The sequence below is a fragment of the Streptomyces sp. bgisy100 genome, assembly GCF_057709105.1.
The window spans coordinates 146,665-163,779 of the sequence record NZ_JBYITE010000012.1 but is presented as its reverse complement, the minus strand read 5'-3'; the positions used below and the strand labels follow the sequence as shown (position 1 = coordinate 163,779).

The window sequence follows — 17,115 nt, the reverse complement described above, 5'->3', positions numbered from 1 at the left end:
GCCGCCCGCCGGGTCAGCCGTGCTGGTACGCCACCAGGGAGATGCCGACGTAGTGCACGACGAACGCCGCGAGGGTGAAGGAGTGGAACACCTCGTGGAAGCCGAACCAGCGGGGTGACGGGTTCGGGCGCTTGATGCCGTAGACCACGCCGCCGACGCTGTAGAGCACCCCGCCGACGATCACGCAGACGAGCACGGCGATGCCCCCGGTGCGCATGAAGTCCGGGAGGAAGAAGACGGCGGCCCAGCCCATCGCGATGTAGCAGGGGGTGTAGAGCCAGCGGGGCGCACCGACCCAGAACACCCGGAAGGCTATGCCCGCGATGGCGGCGGCCCACACCGCCCACAGCAGCGCCTGCCCCCGGCCGCCCGGGATCAGCAGCATCGTGAGCGGGGTGTAGGTGCCCGCGATGATGAGGAAGATGTTGGCGTGGTCGAGGCGGCGCAGCACCGCCGTGACCCGCGGGCTCCAACTGCCGCGGTGGTAGAGCGCGCTGACGCCGAACAGCAGACAGGCGCTCAGGGTGTAGATCGCGCAGGCGATCCGGCCGCGGGTGCTGTCGGCGAGCGCCGTCAGGAAGATCCCGGAGATCAGCGCCGCCGGGAACATGCCCGCGTGGAGCCAGCCGCGCAGATGCGGCTTGACCTGGGCCGGGAGGTGCAGTGCCCCCGTTCCGGAGGGCCGGGACGCGCTCTCCGGGGAGCCGTCCGGGGGCGGGAGGTCGTCGTGCGCGGCGTCGGACGCGGCGTCGTGGGCGGCGGCAGTCATGGCCGCCATGCTAGCTACGCCACCGTAAGTACCGCCGGTCCGTCGAGTGGTGATGCTCACGAAATCGCCCCCTGGACAGAACCGCCCCGGGGTCGGATGATCAAATGAGTGCGGTCGGCACCGGATGAGCGGTCACGAAGCATCCGGGTCGCGGCCCCCACGGGGCAACTACTTCATCAGCGGACTCCCTGGGCATCCAGTACGGCGGATTCCGGGCCGGGCCCGTTCAACCCTCAATCAGTGACGCCGGACCTGGCGGTTCCGGCGGGACGGAGCGATCGTGGCGCGCAGCAATGCGGCTCCCACCACCCTCACCAAGCACCAGGAGCTCATCTCCTGGGTCGACGAGATCGCGGCACTCACCGAGCCTGCCGAGGTCGTGTGGTGCGACGGTTCCGAGGCCGAGTACGAGCGCCTCTGTGAGGGGCTCGTCGAGAAGGGCACCTTCCGGAAGCTCGACCCGGTCAAGCGCCCCAACTCGTACTACGCCGCCTCCGACCCGAGTGATGTGGCACGCGTGGAGGACCGCACCTTCATCTGCTCCGAGAAGGAGGCGGACGCGGGCCCGACCAACCACTGGAAGCACCCCGACGAGATGCGCGAGATCTTCGCCGGGGACCAGGGCATCTTCCGCGGCTCGATGCGGGGCCGGACGATGTACGTCGTGCCGTTCTGCATGGGTCCGCTGGGTTCGCCGCTGTCCGCCATCGGTGTCGAGATCACCGACTCCGCCTACGTGGCCGTCGCCATGCGCACCATGACCCGCATGGGGCAGCCCGTCCTCGACGAGCTGGGCACCGACGGATTCTTCGTCAAGGCCGTCCACACCCTGGGGGCGCCGCTGGAGCCGGGCCAGGCCGACGTGCCGTGGCCCTGCAACAGCACCAAGTACATCTCGCACTTCCCGGAGTCCCGCGAGATCTGGTCCTTCGGCTCGGGCTACGGCGGCAACGCCCTGCTCGGCAAGAAGTGCTACGCGCTGCGCATCGCCTCCGTCATGGCCCGCGACGAGGGCTGGCTGGCCGAGCACATGCTGATCCTCAAACTCACCCCGCCGCGGGGCGAGTCGAAGTACGTGGCCGCCGCGTTCCCGTCCGCCTGCGGCAAGACCAACCTCGCCATGCTGGAGCCGACGATCCCCGGCTGGACCGTCGAGACCATCGGTGACGACATCGCCTGGATGCGCTTCGGCGAGGACGGCCGGCTCTACGCGATCAACCCCGAGGCCGGGTTCTTCGGCGTCGCGCCCGGCACCGGCGAGCACACCAACGCCAACGCCATGAAGACCATGTGGGGCAACTCGGTCTTCACCAACGTCGCGCTCACCGACGACGGCGACGTGTGGTGGGAGGGCATGACCGAGGAGCTGCCCGCCCACCTCACCGACTGGAAGGGCAACGACTGGACGCCGGCCTCGCAGACGCCGGCGGCCCACCCGAACGCCCGGTTCACCGTCCCGGCCGGCCAGTGCCCGATCATCGCGCCCGAGTGGGAGGACCCCAAGGGCGTCCCGATCTCCGCGATCCTCTTCGGCGGCCGCCGCGCGAGCGCGGTGCCGCTGGTGACCGAGTCCTTCGACTGGCAGCACGGTGTCTTCCTGGGGGCCAACGTCGCCTCCGAGAAGACCGCCGCCGCCGAGGGCAAGGTCGGCGAGCTGCGCCGCGACCCGTTCGCCATGCTGCCGTTCTGCGGCTACAACATGGGCGACTACATGGGCCACTGGGTCGAGGTCGGCAAGGACAAGGACGCGTCCAAGCTGCCCAAGATCTACTACGTGAACTGGTTCCGCAAGGACGCCGACGGCCGGTTCGTGTGGCCGGGCTTCGGTGAGAACAGCCGCGTGCTCAAGTGGATCGTCGAGCGGCTCGACGGCTCGGCCGAGGGCGTCGAGACGCCGATCGGCATCCTGCCGACGAAGGAGGCCCTGGACACCGAGGGGCTCGGCCTCGGCGACGCCGACCTCGACTTCCTGCTCACCGTCGACAAGGACGTGTGGCGCGAGGAGGCGGCCCTGGTGCCCGAGCACCTCAACACCTTCGGCGACCACACGCCGAAGGAGCTGTGGGACGAGTACCGCGCTCTCGTCCAGCGTCTCGGCTGACCCGGGCCCGCGTCCGGACGGTGCCCCGGGCCTTCCCGGCCCGGGCGCACCCGCGTCCCGGGCCCCCGGGAGCGGATCCCGACAGTGCTCGATGCCCCCGTTCCGCCGGAGATCCGGTGGGGCGGGGGCATCGTGGTGTCCGGGCGGACTGGCATCGGTGTGCGCGCCGTCAGCGCACTTCCGTTCAGTGGGCCGCCGTCCGGTGGGCCGCCGTCCAGTGGACCGCGGTCACGGTGGCCGTCGCCCGGTGGGCCGGAAGTCAGTGGGCCGCCGACAGGGCCGCCGAGGAGACGTCGAGCGCGGCGGCGTGGGCGTCCATCCGCTCGGCGGCCAGGATCGCCGCGGCGGTGTCCGCGCGGGACGCCGCGACCACCAGCGCCCGGCCGGCCAGCGCATGTGCCCGGCGGTGCAGGGTGTCCGCACGGGCCGCGCCGGCGCCGCCCGGCGCGGTCGAACGCACCGGACGCCGCCCCCGCCGCAGCCGTGCGACCTGCTCGGCTATCCGGTCGGCAGCGGGGTCGAGCTCGGATCCGGGCCCGCCACCGGCACCGGCGGGCAGGGCGCGCAACTCGTCGGTCACCGCCAGCAGAGCCGCCAAGTGCCCGGCGAGCTGGATGTCCAGCTCCTCGCCGCGGGAGCGGTGCGGGAACTCCGGCTCGGCCATGGTGTGGACCGACTTGGTGCGGATCGGTTCGTACATGGTGGCCTCCAGCCAGGTCTAGGAGCCCATCCTAACTTGGATCCAGTCTAAAGTTCACCGGGATCTTCTCTCCGGATCTCCCCGGCTCCCCCCCCATGCCCGGACTCCGACGCGTGTCCGGAGCGCGGGGGTTCCCCGGCCCGGACGGGTACTGGCGAAGGGGAGAACCGTACCCGACCGGGAAATGAGGATCCGATGGCCACCACCGACGCCGCCTACCAGGCCTCCGAGGGCGGACCACTCGACATCGACCGCGCCTTCTACGACCGGCTGGCCGGCACTGTCGAGGGCCGTGAACGGACCGAGAGCTTCACCGTTCCCATCCGCTCCGGCCGGGCCTGGGAGGTCCCCGCCGGGCATCTGTGCCGGCTCCTCACCGTGGACGGCCCGCAGGTCGGGGACCTCAATGTGTGGAACCGGCACGATCCGCGCGAACGTCTGTGGGCCGCCCGCACCCGGCAGTTGCAGCGTGCCCACGTCAGCACCTACGACCGGCTCTGGTCCACCCTGCCGTTCCTGCGGCCGCTGCTCACCTTCACCGGCGACACCCTCGCCGGGTACGGCACGGACGCCGACGGGGGCAGGGTCCACGACCTGCTCGGCACCCGCTGCGACCCGTACGTCAACCGCATGCTCACCGGCGAGGACTTCGACTTCCACTGCCACTCGAACCTGGTGCGGGCCGTCCTGCCGTACGGGCTCACCGAGTTCGACGTGCACGACGTGCTCAACGTCTTCCAGTGCACCGGCCTCAACGCGGCGGACCAGTACTTCATGAAGGCATGCCCGGCACGGCCCGGCGACCACCTGGAGTTCTTCGCCGAGCAGGACCTGCTGTGCGCGCTGTCCACCTGCCCCGGCGGCGATCTGTCCGTACCGCTGTGGGGGCCGGACGCGCACGATCCGGTCGAGGTCTGCCACCCCATCGGTGTGGAGGTGTACCGGGTCGATCCGGAGCTGCTGCGGGGCTGGTCCGAGCCGCGGCGGGCGGAGTACCGGAATCTGCACGGCGTCCGCCTCCCCGCCTGGGGGAGCTGAGCGGGCCCCGGGAGGCGACGGCCGTCGGGCCGGTGACCGTTCGCGGAGGCGGCCGGGTCCGGACAGCCGGATGCCGGGGCACGCGCGTCGTGCCCCGGCATCGGGAGGTGTGTGGGCCGGCGGGGCCGGCCCGACGGCGCTACGGCTGGCCGTAGCCGTCCAGGAATCGGCCGATCCGGTTCACCGCGTCCGCCAGGTCGTCCTTGTGCGGCAGCGTGACCAGCCGGAAGTGGTCGGGCTCCGGCCAGTTGAAGCCGGTGCCGTGAACGATCATGATCTTCTCGGCGCGCAGCAGATCGAGCACCATCTGCCGGTCGTCCTTGATCTTGTAGACGTTCGGGTCGAGCCGGGGGAACGCGTACAGCGCGCCCTTGGGCTTCACACAGGTCACGCCCGGGATCGAGGTCAGCAGCTCGTGTGCCGTGTCGCGCTGCTCCAGCAGCCGCCCGCCCGGCAGCACCAGATCGTTGATCGACTGCCGTCCGCCCAGGGCCACGGCCACCGCGTGCTGCGCCGGAACGTTCGCGCACAGCCGCATGTTGGCGAGGATCGTCAGGCCCTCCATATAGCTGGAGGCGTGGTCCTTCGGGCCGCAGACCGCGAGCCAGCCGCTGCGGTAACCCGCCACCCGGTAGGCCTTCGACAGGCCGTTGAAGGTGAGGGTCAGCAGGTCCGGGGCGATGGCGGCGGTCGGGGTGTGGACGGTGCCGTCGTAGAGGATCTTGTCGTAGATCTCGTCGGAGCAGACGATCAGCTGGTGCCGGCGGGCGATCTCGGTGATGCCGGTCAGCAGCGCCTCGTCGTACACCGCGCCCGTCGGGTTGTTCGGGTTGATCACGACGATCGCCTTGGTGCGGTCGGTGATCCGGCGCTCGATGTCCGCGAGGTCCGGCATCCAGTCGGACTGCTCGTCGCAGCGGTAGTGCACGGCGGTGCCGCCGGAGAGGGAGACGGCGGCGGTCCACAGCGGGTAGTCGGGGGCCGGTACCAGCACCTCGTCGCCGTCGTCGAGCAGCGCCTGCATCGACATCTGGATCAGCTCGGAGGCGCCGTTGCCGAGGTAGACGTCCTCGACGTCCAGCTCGATGCCCTTGGTCTGGTAGTGCTGGACGACCGCGCGGCGGGCGGCGGGGAGGCCCTTGGCGTCGCCGTAGCCGTGGGCGCTGCCGAGCGAGCGCAGCATGTCCTCGAGGATCTCCGGCGGGCACTCGAATCCGAAGGGTGCCGGGTTGCCGGTGTTCAGCTTGAGGATCTGGTGACCTGCTGCCTCCAGCCGCATTGCCTCCTCGAGGACCGGGCCACGGATCTCGTAGCAGACATTGGCGAGCTTCGTTGACTGGATCACCTGCATGTCCGCCACCATACGGGCGTACGGCGCGGGCGGCGCGGTGTTTTCGGCCACCGGAACAGGCCGGTGGCCGCCCCGGCGGACGGTGGATCACCGGAGCCGCGGACGCTCGCGAGCGGTGACCCTGACGCCCGCGGCTCGCTCCCCCTCGCGGGCCGTCTTCGATGACAAAGCGGCCGTGGATCCGGACGTGCGGAATCCCGGTCGGAACGGCCGGTGAGGCTTCGAAAGTGGAGTCGAACCCGCCCCGGCTCCCGACCGTCGCTCCACCCGCCGGGAGCCCGCGCCACCTGCGGAAAGGGGGTGCGAACGGGCCCGGCGACCGGTCGGCCGGGCGCGGGGTGAGATGCGCCACGCACTGCTCCGGTGGGAGTACGCGCGGGCCGGCCCGGGGCCGGGTGCGGTGGCCCGGGCCCGCAGCCGGGCCTGTGCCCGGGCACCTCCGCCCGCACCGCTGCCCCGGGACGCGGGAAGGCCCGCACCTCCGGGCCTTCCCAGGGCCGCTCGCCGGAAGCCGGCCCTTCCAGCGAGCGGCTCATGGAAGAGCGGCCCATAGAAGAAAGGGGCGCCCCTCGGAAGAAGGCGCCCCTCGGAAGAATCAGAAGAAGGTGCGGACGAAGTCCGTGACCGTGCCGTCCTCCGTCACCACCGGGATCAGCTGCCACTTGTCGAACACCGTGCACGGGTGGGACAGGCCCAGCGCGACCCAGTCGCCGACCTCCAGCTCCGCACCGTCGGCGACCTTCACCCATGCGTGCTGGTCGGACAGCCCGGTGACCGAGAGGCCGTCCGCCGGGCGCTCGGCTCCGTCGCGCGCCGACCGTACGGTCTGCGGCACCGGCAGGTGCAGGTCGTACGCGGCGTCCCGCTTGCCCGCGTTCAGGAAGGCCTGGCCGGGCTCGGGGCGGGAGACGACCTGGGCCCACAGCCGGAACGCGGGCATCAGCGCGCCCTCCTCCGGCACCCGGTTGAACGGGGTCAGCCGCCGGTAGTGCACGTCGTCGTGCGAGACGTAGGCGCCGGAGCGCAGCAGCTTCAGCACCGGCCGGGAGAGCTCCGGCACCTCGGCGAAGACCTCCGCCACCCCGTCGAACCAGGCGCTGCCGCCCGCGCTCAGCACGATCTCGTCGACCTCCGCGAAGCGGCCCTCGGCGTCGAACGCGGTGGTGATCGCGACGAGCCGGCGCAGCCAGGCCGTCACCCGCTCGCTGTCCGGCCGGGGCACCTCGCCCTCGTAGCCGGCGACGCCGACCAGCCGCAGCGTCCGTGCGGCCGCGACCGCGTCGGCGACGGCGGTGCAGTCGGCCTCGGTCCGGGCGCCGGTGCGGGCCCCGTCGCCGGCGCCCAGTTCGATCACGACCTCGACCGGCCGCCGGGCCCGGGCGTCGCGCAGGGCGGCGTCCATCAGCTCGACGCCCCGCACCGAGTCGGCGTAGACGACGCAGCGGAAGCCGGGGTCGGCGTCCAGTTCGCCGCTGAGCCAGCGCAGCGCGGCGGGGTCGACGAGCTGGTTGCCGAGGAAGATCCGCTGGATCCCGAAGGCGCGGTAGACGCGCATCTGCGCGGGCGTGGCGGCCGTGATGCCCCAGGCGCCGCGCTCCAGCTGGCGCTCGAACAGCTGCGGCGCCATGGAGGTCTTGCCGTGCGGGGCGAAGGCCAGCCCGTGCTCGGTGGAGTAGCGCTCCATCTGGGCGAGGTTGTGCTCCAGGGCCTCGGCAGACAGCGTGAGCACGGGGGTGAGGAAGCCCCCGGTGAACAGGGAGCGGCGCTCGGCCGCCAGGGCCCCGACGGTCAGCCCCTCGGCGTCCGGCGGGAGACCCTTGAAGCGGTGGTCGACCCGCTCGTGCGCCAGCCGGGCGACGGCGTTGTCGGCGGCCATGGAGCCTCCTGGAAACGTTCGTTGGACAGGGACACAACACCCATGACGGATATCGTTCACGGCTGTCTAGCATCCGGAAAACCGCCTGGTCAACGGCGGACCGCGGCCCCGGAGGCGGGTGCTCCGGCAGCAGCCGGCGGGGCGGGGCCGGGCATCGGCAGCGGGCGTCGGCCCGTAGGGAGGTCGCCGGGTGCCGCGGACGGCCGCCGAAGGCGTCCGGCGGCGGGCGGACCCGGGGCGTCCGGGTAGGAGTGCCGTGCGGGGGAACCACATCCGGAGCACCAGCCGCGAAGGAGGCCAGCCCATGAGTGACGGGCTCCGAAAGACCGCGATCACCCCGGCCACCCACACCGAGCCGCCGGCGAAGTTCTCGCACGGCGTCAGAAAGGGCGACATCCTCCAGGTCGCCGGCCAGGTCGGCTTCCTCCCGGCGGCCGAGGGGCAGGCCCCCGCCCCCGCCGGGCCCACGCTCCGCGAGCAGACCCTCCAGACGCTCGCCAATGTGCGGACGGTCCTCCAGGAGGGCGGCGCGAGCTGGGAGGACGTGGTGATGGTGCGGGTGTATCTCACCGACACCGGGCACTTCGCGGAGTTCAACCGGATCTACGACGCGTACTTCGCGGATCTGGAGGGGCCGCCGTCGGCCCGGACGACGGTCTACGTCGGCCTGCCGGCCGGGCTGCTGGTCGAGATCGACGCCCTCGCCGTCCTCGGCTGAGCCGGCCGCGCCGGGCCGTTCCGGGCAGGCGGTCGGCGGAGGCGGAAGCGGCTTCGGGGCCGGCGGACGCGGAACGGCCCCGGGCCGCGCCCCGGAATACCGCCCCGGTCTGGGCCCCGGAAGGCCGCCCCGACCTGGCGGGGAATCCGCCCGCGGACGGGCGGCCGGTGAGGAGCCCGGCGCACCGCGAACGGGGCGCCCCGTCCGGGACGCCCCGTTCCTCGTGCAGGGACGGCAGGAGGATCAGCGGGTGGCGCAGTACTGCTGTTCCTTGCCGATGGAGCGGTACATGCAGTCGGCGTTCTCCAGGAGTTGCAGGACGGCGTCGCGGTTGCGCGAGGTCTCCCGCTCGATCACCTCGTCGGGCGGGTAGAAGCCGCCGCCGAAGAACCCGGTCGGATACATCTCGAAGGTGTAGCTGAAGATCTTCTGGTTCCCCCACAGCCAGTCGTCGATCGAGCCGTCGGTGATGTAGAGGTCGCTCGCCTGCTCCGGGGTGTAGCCGTTGCTGGCCGCCATCTTCCCGCCGACCGCGGCGAAGGCGTCGTGGTCGTCCTTCGTCATGCCCGGGGCGGTGTCGTCGTCGGTGTACCCGTACGGCCAGAGCACCAGTTCGCTGTAGGTGTGGAAGTCGATGCCGGCCGTGATCTGCTGCTTCCCGCCGACGACCCGGCTGCGGGCGAAGTCGGCGACGACCTTCACCTCGGGTGCCGACTCCGGGCGGGTGCCGCGGTAGGTCTCCGCCCCGGGCGTGCCCGAGGAGCCGCCGCAGCAGCCCCACTTGTAGTCCCAGTTGCGGTTGAGGTCGGTGCCGATCCGGGACGACCCGGCGTTGGGCTGCCGGTTGAGGCGCCAACTCCGGTAGCGGCCGGTGGCGATGTCGTACTCGCCGCCGTCCGGGTTCAGGTCCGGGACGATCCAGATCTCCCGGCCGTCCACGGCCTTGGTGATCCGCGGGTCGCTGCCGTAGTCCTCACCGAACTCGCGCAGCAGGTAGAGGGCCATCTCGACGGTGAGGTGCTCCCGGGCGTGCTGGTGATGGGTGAACAGCACCTCGGGCTCGGACTCGTCCTTGGCGACGTTGTCGCTGACCTTGACGGCGATGATGTCGCGGCCCTCGTGGGACTTCCCGATGACCTTCTTGCTCATGATGGCGGGGTACTTGGCGATCCTGGCGTCGATCTCGGCCATCGCCTCCGCGTAGTTGTGGTAGCGGGAGTCGGCCGACGGGAAGTCGAAGGCCTTCGCGGCCCTGCCGTCCGTCCGCGCCGGGGGAGCGGGCAGCACCTTGAGCCGGTGGCCGAGCCGGCGCAGGGTCCTGGCCTGCGCGGCATCGGCGGTGACCACGACGGAGTGGTCGTCCACCTCGTCGATGGAGACCCCCGTCGCGGCGAGGGCGGAGCGCTGCGCGACGGTGGCGGGGCCGGCCACCACGTACTGCCGGGCGTCCGGTTCGCCGGTGACGGTCCGTCCGGAAGGGGTGTCGTCGGCCTGTGCGGTGAGGGGTGCGGCCAGGGCGAGCGCCAGCAGTGCGGCGAGGGCGGTGGCCCGTCTGCCCTTGAGGGGGAGTCGCATGAAGTCTCCTGGGTGGGGTGTCCGGAGTGGGGTGCTCAGTGCGACGTGAAGGGTGCGGGTGTCCCCGCCCATCGTCGGGAAATGGCATGCAACGGTCAAGAGGGCATGGTTGTTCTCCGCCGTCGGTGCCCCCACAATGCGCATGACAACACCGAAGGATTTTCGGTACAGAGGGGACCCCCACATGAAAAAACCTCTCGTCACTGCGCTCATGGCGGCCGCCCTGGCCGGCCTGGGCACAGCCCCCGCGGCAGCCCTCGGTCCTGACCTGACGTCGGCTCCCGCCGCCGCCCAGGCCCCGGCGGCGCAGCCCCGGGCGAAGGCCAAAGCGGTCGACTTCGCCGGCACCGTGGCGCTCAGCAACTGCTCCGGCTCGGTGGTCCGCCCGCCCTCCGCGAGCTCCGCGGACCCCGCACTCGTCATGTCCAACGGCCACTGCCTGGAGAGCGGCATGCCGGGCGCGGGCGAGGTCGTCGTCGACAAGGCGTCGAGCCGGTCGTTCAGCCTGCTGAACTCCGCCGGCCGGAAGGTGGCCACGCTCCGCGCCACCAAGGTCGCGTACGCCACCATGACCGACACGGACGTGTCGCTCTATCAGCTCAACACCAGCTACGCCGCGATCGAGTCCCAGTACGGCATCCGGGCCCTGCCGCTCTCCGCGGACCGCCCGGCGCAGGGCACCGCCATCAAGGTGGTCTCCGGCTACTGGAAGCGGATCTACAGCTGCAGCGTCGACGGTTTCGCCCACCGGCTGCGGGAGGGCGAATGGACCTGGAAGGACTCCGTCCGCTACACCGCCGCCTGCGACACCATCGGCGGCACCTCGGGCTCGCCCGTGGTCGACGCGGCGACCGGCAAGGTCGTCGCGGTCAACAACACCGGCAACGAGGACGGGGAGCGGTGCACCGACAACAACCCCTGTGAAGTCGACGAGAACGGCACGGTGACGGTGCGCGAGGGCATCAACTACGCCCAGCAGACCTACGGGATCACCCGCTGCATCGGGGCCGGCAACAAGGTCGACCTGACCCTGCCGGGGTGTGAGCTGCCGAAGCCGTCGGGGGTCCGCTCCTGACGGAACGCGCGCTTCCGACGTGGGCCGGCCGCCGGGGGGCGGCCGGCCCGCATGCTGTGGCCCCGGCGCCGGGCCCGGCTGAGCCGAACGGGTGATTCGGGAGAGGAAGTTTCCGCGGCCCCGCGACAGGCGTGCGGGGTCCCACGGCAGGCCCGAGATTCCTCGCGGCCGGTCCGGGCGCGACCGTGCGACGCCTCGTGAGTAGTGGGCCCGGTCGCCCGCCGCCCCGCAGGGGCCGGACGTGCGTCACCCCCGGCACCGCCCCCCCACGTCACCCCCTGCTCCGGCCGATCAATCACCCCGCCACCGACCCGTGTTCGGATGATCCGGCCCGTCTCGCCCGTTTTGGTGATGAACTCTGCGCTGATCATTCCTCGCAGAGTGTTCTCTGGCGCTCACCGCGCGGATAAGCTGCGGAGGCGTCAGGGGGCAGCGCCATCACCTCGAGCAGTGCGTACAGGGATGATCTACCGTTCCCGGTCCGGCCGGGTACGGAGTGGAACGGGGAACCACACGTGCTCACCGCCATAGCAGTCACCAGCCCCGAGCTGGTGCTTCCGCCGGCCGACCGGCACACGCCCACCGCGGTCGTCCTGCAGCCGCCCGCCCGGCAGGAGCTGGAGGCGGCACTGACCACCTTCCAGGTCCTGGTCGAACAGCACGGCTACGTCATCGCGCTCTACCCCTCCTCGATCGACCGGGACTTCGCCCGGCGCCTGCACACCGTGCGGTCGGTCATGGAGAGCGACCGGATCGCCCTGCTGCCGGTCGGCCTCCCGCCGCTCGCCGTCGCCGTGCTCGTCCGCCAGTTACGCCAGTTGTCGCTCGGCGACTTCAGCCCGGGAGTCCTCGCCTCCGCCGCCCGGCTCCTCTCCCACTACATCCACGCGGGCGCGCTGCTCGCGTCCGTCGCGCGGCTCGACCGGATGCCCGTCGGCCTCGCGTCCCACCTCGGCTCCTGGCTGCCGGGCACCCGCTACGGCGTCCTCGCCGCCCCCGGGGCCCGGCTCGTCCGTGTCCGGCCGGACACCACGCTGGAGGGCCCCGGCTTCGACACCCGGCTCACCGTGGCGGGCGGCCGGCTCCGGTCCGACTGGGTCACCGGAACCCTCGCCCGGCAGTGGCGCGTCCAGGAGGTCCAGGACGCCCGGCTCCCCGAGGACTCGCCCCGCTGGTGGGGCACCGGAAAACTCATCGAATTCGCGGCCGCCATCCGTGATCCCGTGATGCTGTACCAGCTCGTCGCCTCGGTGCGCCGGGACCTCTGTCACTGGTGCGGGCTCGAATTCATCGGCGACCGCTGCGCCTTCTGCTCCGCCCCGCTGCTCCGGCCCGAGCTCCCGGCGGTGTCCCACGGTGACCCGAACCGGTGAGAGCTCCCCGCGTCCGGCCGTTCCCGGTGGCCTTTGTGCGGCCCGGCCCCCGGCGTGACCCCGGCCCGCTCCGGCGCCGCGCCGCGCCCCGCCCGCCGCACCCGGCACCCGCCACCCGCAACGGCCCCGTACCCCGACGAGGAATCCCCTTATGAACTCACGCCAGCGCCGTGGCGTCATCCTGCTGCTCCTCTCCGTCCTCTGCGCGGGCGGAGCCTTCGCGGGCGTGCTCTCCGTGATCAGCGACGTGGAGTCGAAGGTCGGGCCGGAGACGACGGCCTACGAACTCAAGGCGGACGTGCCGGCCTACCGAGCGCTGGACTCCGCGCAGTTCCGGCGGATATCGGTGCCCGAACGCTGGCTGCCGCGCACCGCCGTGACCGATCTCGGCGACCTCCGCGGAAAGATCGCCGTCAACCCGCTGCGCAAGGGCTCCCTGCTCCAGTCCGACATGATCGCCGACCGCCCCGAACTCGAGTCCGGGCAGCAGGAGATCGCCATCATGATCGACGCGGCCACCGGCGTCGCCGGCAAGATCACCCCGGGCTCCAGCGTCAACATCTACGCGACCTTCGAGGGCGACCGGGACGACCGTGCCCCCGTCTCCAAGGTCATCGTCGACCGGGCCCGCGTCATCGACGTCGGCGAACTCACCGCCCTGCGGCCGCGGAACGACGAGGAGCGGCGCAGGGGCGGAAGCGGCGAGGCCGTCCCGATCACCTTCGCCCTGGACACCGACGACGCCCAGCGGGTGGCCTACGCGGAGTCCTTCGCCACCCGCGTCCGGCTCGCCCTGGTGGCCCCCGGGAGCGATCAGTCGATCCCCCGGAACGAGCGCACCTACACCCTTGACGGAGACAGGTGAGGCACCGGATGGCCACCCGAATCCTCCCGGTCGTCGGCGACCCCGACGCCGCCCGGGCGATGACCACGCTGATCGGCCAACTGCCGGACACCGAGCCGCTGCCGGCCGCCGCCGACTCCACCGCGCTGGTCGACACCCTCGCCCGGCTCGCCGGCGAATCCGTCATGGACCTGCCCGAGGTGGTGCTCGTCCACGAGCGGATCGGCCCGGTCCCCGCCCTGGAACTGATCCGCGACATCGCCCTCCGCTTCCCGGCGGTCGGCACCATCCTGATCACCGCGGACATGAGCCCCGGGCTGTACGCGGCGGCGATGGACTCCGGCGCCCGCGGCCTCATCGGACTGCCGCTCTCCTACGACGAACTGGCCGCCCGGGTACAGGCCACCGTCCAGTGGGCGGTGGGCGTCCGGCGGCACCTCGGCTCCGACGGCGACGTGCTGACCGGCCCCGGCGGCACGGTGGTCACGGTCACCGGCGCCAAGGGCGGCGTCGGCACCACCCTCACCGCGATCCAACTGGCGCTCGCCGCCCGCGCGTCCGGCCGCAGCGTCGCCCTGGTCGACATGGACCTCCAGTCCGGGGACGTGGCCTCCTGCCTGGACGTGCAGTTCCGCCGCTCGATCGTCGACCTGGCGGGCATCAGCGACCTCTCCCCGAGAGTGCTGCAGGACGCCCTGTTCACCCACCCGACCGGCCTCGGGCTGTTGCTCGCCCCTGACGAGGGGGAGCGCGGCGAGGAGGTCGGCGACCGGGCCGCCCGGCAGATCGTCAGCGCCCTGCGCAGCCGCTACGAACTGGTCGTCATCGACTGCGGCGCCCAGATGAACGGCGCGAACGCGGCCGCGGTGGAGATGGCTGACACCGCGCTGCTGGTCACCACGCCGGACGTGGTCGCGGTGCGGTCGGCCAAGCGGATGGTGCGGCTCTGGGACCGGCTGCAGATCCGCAAGGCCGAGGAGACCACCACCGTGGTGAACCGGCACAACCGGACCACCGAGATCCAGCCCGCGATCGTCGGACGGACCACCGGAACCCAGGTCGCCCGCACGGTGGTTCCGGCGAACTTCAAGGAGCTCCAGCCGTGTGTCGACGCGGGCCGGCTCCAGGACCTGGACAGCCGCTCCACCGTCAAGCAGGCGCTGTGGGGACTGGCCGGGGAACTGGGCCTGGCCGGTGGCGGCGGCCGGGCCGGAGCGGAGGGACAGGGCGGCGGTCCGGGGGGCAGAACGCGCAGACCGGCCGGGCGCTGGGCGGCGTCGGGCCGCCGGCGGCGCGGCGCCGACAGCGGCCAGGTCTCCGTCGAGTTCCTGGGGATCACCCCGCTGATCCTCGTGGTGCTGGTTCTGCTCTGGCAGTTCGTGCTCGTCGGCTACACCTTCACCCTGGCCGGTGACGCGGCCGACCGGGGCGCGCGCGCCGCGGCGGTCGCGGCCGGGGGCGGTGGCACCGGCGTCGAGGCCGCCGCCACCGAGGACCTGCCCCGCGCCTGGGCCGACGGGGCCCGGGTCGGCGCCCCCTACACCGAGAACGGGCTGACGAAGGTCAGCGTCGGTCTGAAGGTCCCGGTGCTCTTCCCCGGCGGGGTCTCCTTCCCGTTCACGGTCACCGGGGACGCCGGCGCGGCCACGGAGGACCGGGGATGACGCCGGAGCCCGCGCGGCCGGAGCGGCGGTGGCCGCCGTCGGAGCGGCTCCTGTCGGCCCGGCGGCTGTCGAACCGGTTTCCGTCGGTCCGGCTCCTGTCGGTCCGGCGCCCGTCGAACCGGCTGTCGTCGGTCCGGCTCCTGTCGGCCCGGCGCCCGTCGAACCGGCTGCCGTCCGTCCGGCCCCGGTCGGCCGCGGCGCATCCCCGGCTCCGGTCCCGGCCCCGCTCCCGGGACCGCGGCCAGGCCTCGGTCGAGTTCCTGGGCTTCCTGCCCGTGCTGCTGGTCGTCGTCCTCGCCGCCGTACAGCTGGGCCTCGCCGGGTACGTGGCGGCGCAGGCACGGACCGGTGCCCGCGCGGCGGCCCGTACGGCGGCCCGGGCGGAGCCCGCCGCCGACCCGGTGGCCGCGGGCCACGCGTCGATGAGCGACTGGGTCGCCCGGCGCGCCGAGGTCGTCTCCGACGCCGGCGGGTCCGACGCCGCTTCCGCCACCGTCCGGGTGCAGATCCCCTCGATCATCCCCGGGGTGGAGAGCTTCGGTCCGGTGGAGAAGACCGCCACCATGCCCCGCGACGAGCCGGCCCCGTGAGCCCCGCACCGAGGAGCACCGCATGAGCCTGAGGGCGCGCATCACCTCCCCCGAGACGGCGGGCGGGCAGCACGAGGAGAGCCATCTCGTCGCCGTCTACCGCACCAAGCTGCTGGAGGAGATCGACCTCGCGGAGATGTCGCTGCTCGCCGCCGCCGAGCGCCGGGCCCGCCTGGAACGCGTGCTGGGCCACATCATCAGCCGCGAGGGCCCCGTCCTCTCCACCCACGAACGATCCCTGCTGATCCGCCGGGTCGTCGACGAGGCACTCGGCCTCGGTGTGCTGGAACCTCTCCTCGAGGACGCCTCCATCACCGAGATCATGGTCAACGGGCCCGACCACATCTACGTCGAGCGGGCCGGCCGGGTGGAGCGGCTGCCGCTGCGCTTCGCCTCCAACGACCAGCTGATGCAGACCATCGAGCGCATCGTCTCGACCGTCAACCGCCGGGTCGACGAGTCCAATCCGATGGTCGACGCCCGGCTGCCCTCCGGAGAGCGCGTCAACGTCATCGTCCCGCCGCTCTCCCTCACCGGCGCCACGCTCACCATCCGGCGCTTCCCCCGCGCCTACCGGCTGCCGGAACTGATCGGGCTCGGCACCCTCGACGAGCCGATGCTGATGCTGCTCTCGGCGCTGGTCCGCGCCAAGTTCAACATCATCGTCTCGGGTGCCACCGGCTCCGGGAAGACGACGCTGCTCAACGCCCTCTCCGGGCTGATCCCCGAGGGCGAGCGCATCATCACCGTCGAGGACGCCGCCGAGCTCCAGCTCCAGCAGCCGCACGTGGTCCGGCTGGAGACCCGGCCGCCCAACGTCGAGGGCAAGGGCCGGGTCACCATCCGCGACCTGGTGCGGAACTCGCTGCGGATGCGCCCGGACCGGATCATCGTCGGCGAGGTCCGGGGCGGCGAGACGCTCGACATGCTCCAGGCGATGTCCACCGGTCACGACGGTTCGCTGGCCACCGTGCACGCCAACAGCGCCGAGGACGCGCTGATGCGGCTGCAGACGCTGGCGTCCATGTCGGAGGTGGAGATTCCGTTCGAGGCGCTCCAGGACCAGATCAACAGCGCCGTCGACTGCATCGTCCAACTGGCCCGGCACGCCGACGGATCCCGCCGGATCGACGAGATCACCATGCTGTCCTCGCGCGGCCGGGAGCCGTTCCGCATCGTCTCCGTCTGCCGGTTCGACGCCCGGCCCCTGGGCGCCGACCGGATCGTGCACGGCAGCTTCCGCTGCCTGCCCCTGCCCGCCCGTACCGCCGAACGCCTGCACTACGCGGGGGAGGCCGTCCCGCCCGCGTTCGGCGTCGCCGCCTCCGACGACCAGCTCGACACCCGCAGAGCCCTCTAGCCGACGGGATCCCGACAGCCCACCCGACCTGACAGCCCACTCGACCCGACAGCCCACTCGACCCGACAGGCCTCCCGGTCC

14 protein-coding genes are annotated in these 17,115 nt (G+C 72.3%); 9 read left to right on the top strand and 5 right to left on the bottom strand.

The features are described from left to right. Positions 1 to 13: 13 nt before the first annotated feature. Positions 14 to 769, bottom strand: a complete 756-nt coding sequence (gene trhA / locus AC3EQ1_RS11595; RefSeq protein ID WP_432094241.1) for a PAQR family membrane homeostasis protein TrhA — start codon at positions 767 to 769, stop codon at positions 14 to 16. Between the two features lie 280 nt (positions 770 to 1,049). On the opposite strand from trhA, the gene AC3EQ1_RS11590 reads away from it, so the two are divergent. Further along, positions 1,050 to 2,870 (top strand): phosphoenolpyruvate carboxykinase (GTP), encoded by a 1,821-nt coding sequence (locus tag AC3EQ1_RS11590; RefSeq protein WP_432094240.1) that lies wholly within the window; start codon positions 1,050 to 1,052, stop codon positions 2,868 to 2,870. 259 nt (positions 2,871 to 3,129) lie between these two features. Here AC3EQ1_RS11590 and AC3EQ1_RS11585 read toward each other — a convergent pair whose 3' ends face one another. Then, entirely contained in the window at positions 3,130 to 3,570 is a 441-nt protein-coding gene (locus AC3EQ1_RS11585) for an SCO4983 family protein (RefSeq protein ID WP_432094239.1), read from the bottom strand. A gap of 195 nt (positions 3,571 to 3,765) precedes the next feature. Here AC3EQ1_RS11585 and AC3EQ1_RS11580 point away from each other — a divergent pair, with 195 nt between their 5' ends. Continuing rightward, positions 3,766 to 4,608 carry an urea carboxylase-associated family protein gene (locus AC3EQ1_RS11580; RefSeq protein WP_432094238.1) on the top strand — a complete coding sequence of 281 codons (843 nt, stop codon included), beginning with the start codon at positions 3,766 to 3,768 and terminating at the stop codon, positions 4,606 to 4,608. Positions 4,609 to 4,747: 139 nt separating this feature from the next. Here the strand turns inward: AC3EQ1_RS11580 and AC3EQ1_RS11575 are convergent, their stop codons facing one another. Together AC3EQ1_RS11575 and AC3EQ1_RS11570 are read right to left on the bottom strand one after the other, a co-directional pair. Next, entirely contained in the window at positions 4,748 to 5,959 is a 1,212-nt protein-coding gene (locus AC3EQ1_RS11575) for a pyridoxal phosphate-dependent aminotransferase (protein ID WP_432094237.1), read from the bottom strand. 595 nt (positions 5,960 to 6,554) lie between these two features. After that, complete coding sequence (locus AC3EQ1_RS11570) at positions 6,555 to 7,835, bottom strand: amino acid deaminase (protein ID WP_432094236.1); 1,281 nt, start codon at positions 7,833 to 7,835, stop codon at positions 6,555 to 6,557. 304 nt (positions 7,836 to 8,139) lie between these two features. Here AC3EQ1_RS11570 and AC3EQ1_RS11565 point away from each other — a divergent pair, with 304 nt between their 5' ends. Continuing rightward, positions 8,140 to 8,553 carry a RidA family protein gene (locus AC3EQ1_RS11565; RefSeq protein WP_432094235.1) on the top strand — a complete coding sequence of 138 codons (414 nt, stop codon included), beginning with the start codon at positions 8,140 to 8,142 and terminating at the stop codon, positions 8,551 to 8,553. 243 nt (positions 8,554 to 8,796) lie between these two features. Here AC3EQ1_RS11565 and AC3EQ1_RS11560 read toward each other — a convergent pair whose 3' ends face one another. Then, positions 8,797 to 10,128, bottom strand: a complete 1,332-nt coding sequence (locus AC3EQ1_RS11560) for a M14 family metallopeptidase (protein ID WP_432094234.1) — start codon at positions 10,126 to 10,128, stop codon at positions 8,797 to 8,799. Positions 10,129 to 10,312: 184 nt separating this feature from the next. Here AC3EQ1_RS11560 and AC3EQ1_RS11555 point away from each other — a divergent pair, with 184 nt between their 5' ends. The 6 genes from AC3EQ1_RS11555 (at position 10,313) to AC3EQ1_RS11530 (ending at position 17,034) form a co-directional block, all read left to right on the top strand. Next, the gene (locus AC3EQ1_RS11555; protein ID WP_432094233.1) at positions 10,313 to 11,203 is read left to right on the top strand and encodes a S1 family peptidase; all 891 of its coding nucleotides are present in this window, start codon (positions 10,313 to 10,315) and stop codon (positions 11,201 to 11,203) included. Positions 11,204 to 11,718: 515 nt separating this feature from the next. Then, positions 11,719 to 12,576, top strand: a complete 858-nt coding sequence (locus AC3EQ1_RS11550) for a hypothetical protein (RefSeq protein WP_432094232.1) — start codon at positions 11,719 to 11,721, stop codon at positions 12,574 to 12,576. 151 nt (positions 12,577 to 12,727) lie between these two features. Continuing rightward, positions 12,728 to 13,441, top strand: a complete 714-nt coding sequence (cpaB, locus tag AC3EQ1_RS11545; RefSeq protein WP_432094231.1) for a Flp pilus assembly protein CpaB — start codon at positions 12,728 to 12,730, stop codon at positions 13,439 to 13,441. 8 nt (positions 13,442 to 13,449) lie between these two features. After that, on the top strand, positions 13,450 to 15,084 hold the full coding sequence (locus tag AC3EQ1_RS11540; protein ID WP_432094230.1) for a CpaE/TadZ family protein: 1,635 nt from the start codon (positions 13,450 to 13,452) through the stop codon (positions 15,082 to 15,084). After that, complete coding sequence (locus AC3EQ1_RS11535; RefSeq protein ID WP_432094229.1) at positions 15,081 to 15,674, top strand: TadE/TadG family type IV pilus assembly protein; 594 nt, start codon at positions 15,081 to 15,083, stop codon at positions 15,672 to 15,674. The genes AC3EQ1_RS11540 and AC3EQ1_RS11535 overlap by 4 nt, the downstream gene beginning before the upstream one ends. 22 nt (positions 15,675 to 15,696) lie before the next feature. Beyond that, positions 15,697 to 17,034, top strand: coding sequence for a TadA family conjugal transfer-associated ATPase (locus AC3EQ1_RS11530; RefSeq protein WP_432094228.1), 1,338 nt, complete (start codon positions 15,697 to 15,699; stop codon positions 17,032 to 17,034). Positions 17,035 to 17,115 lie beyond the last annotated feature (81 nt).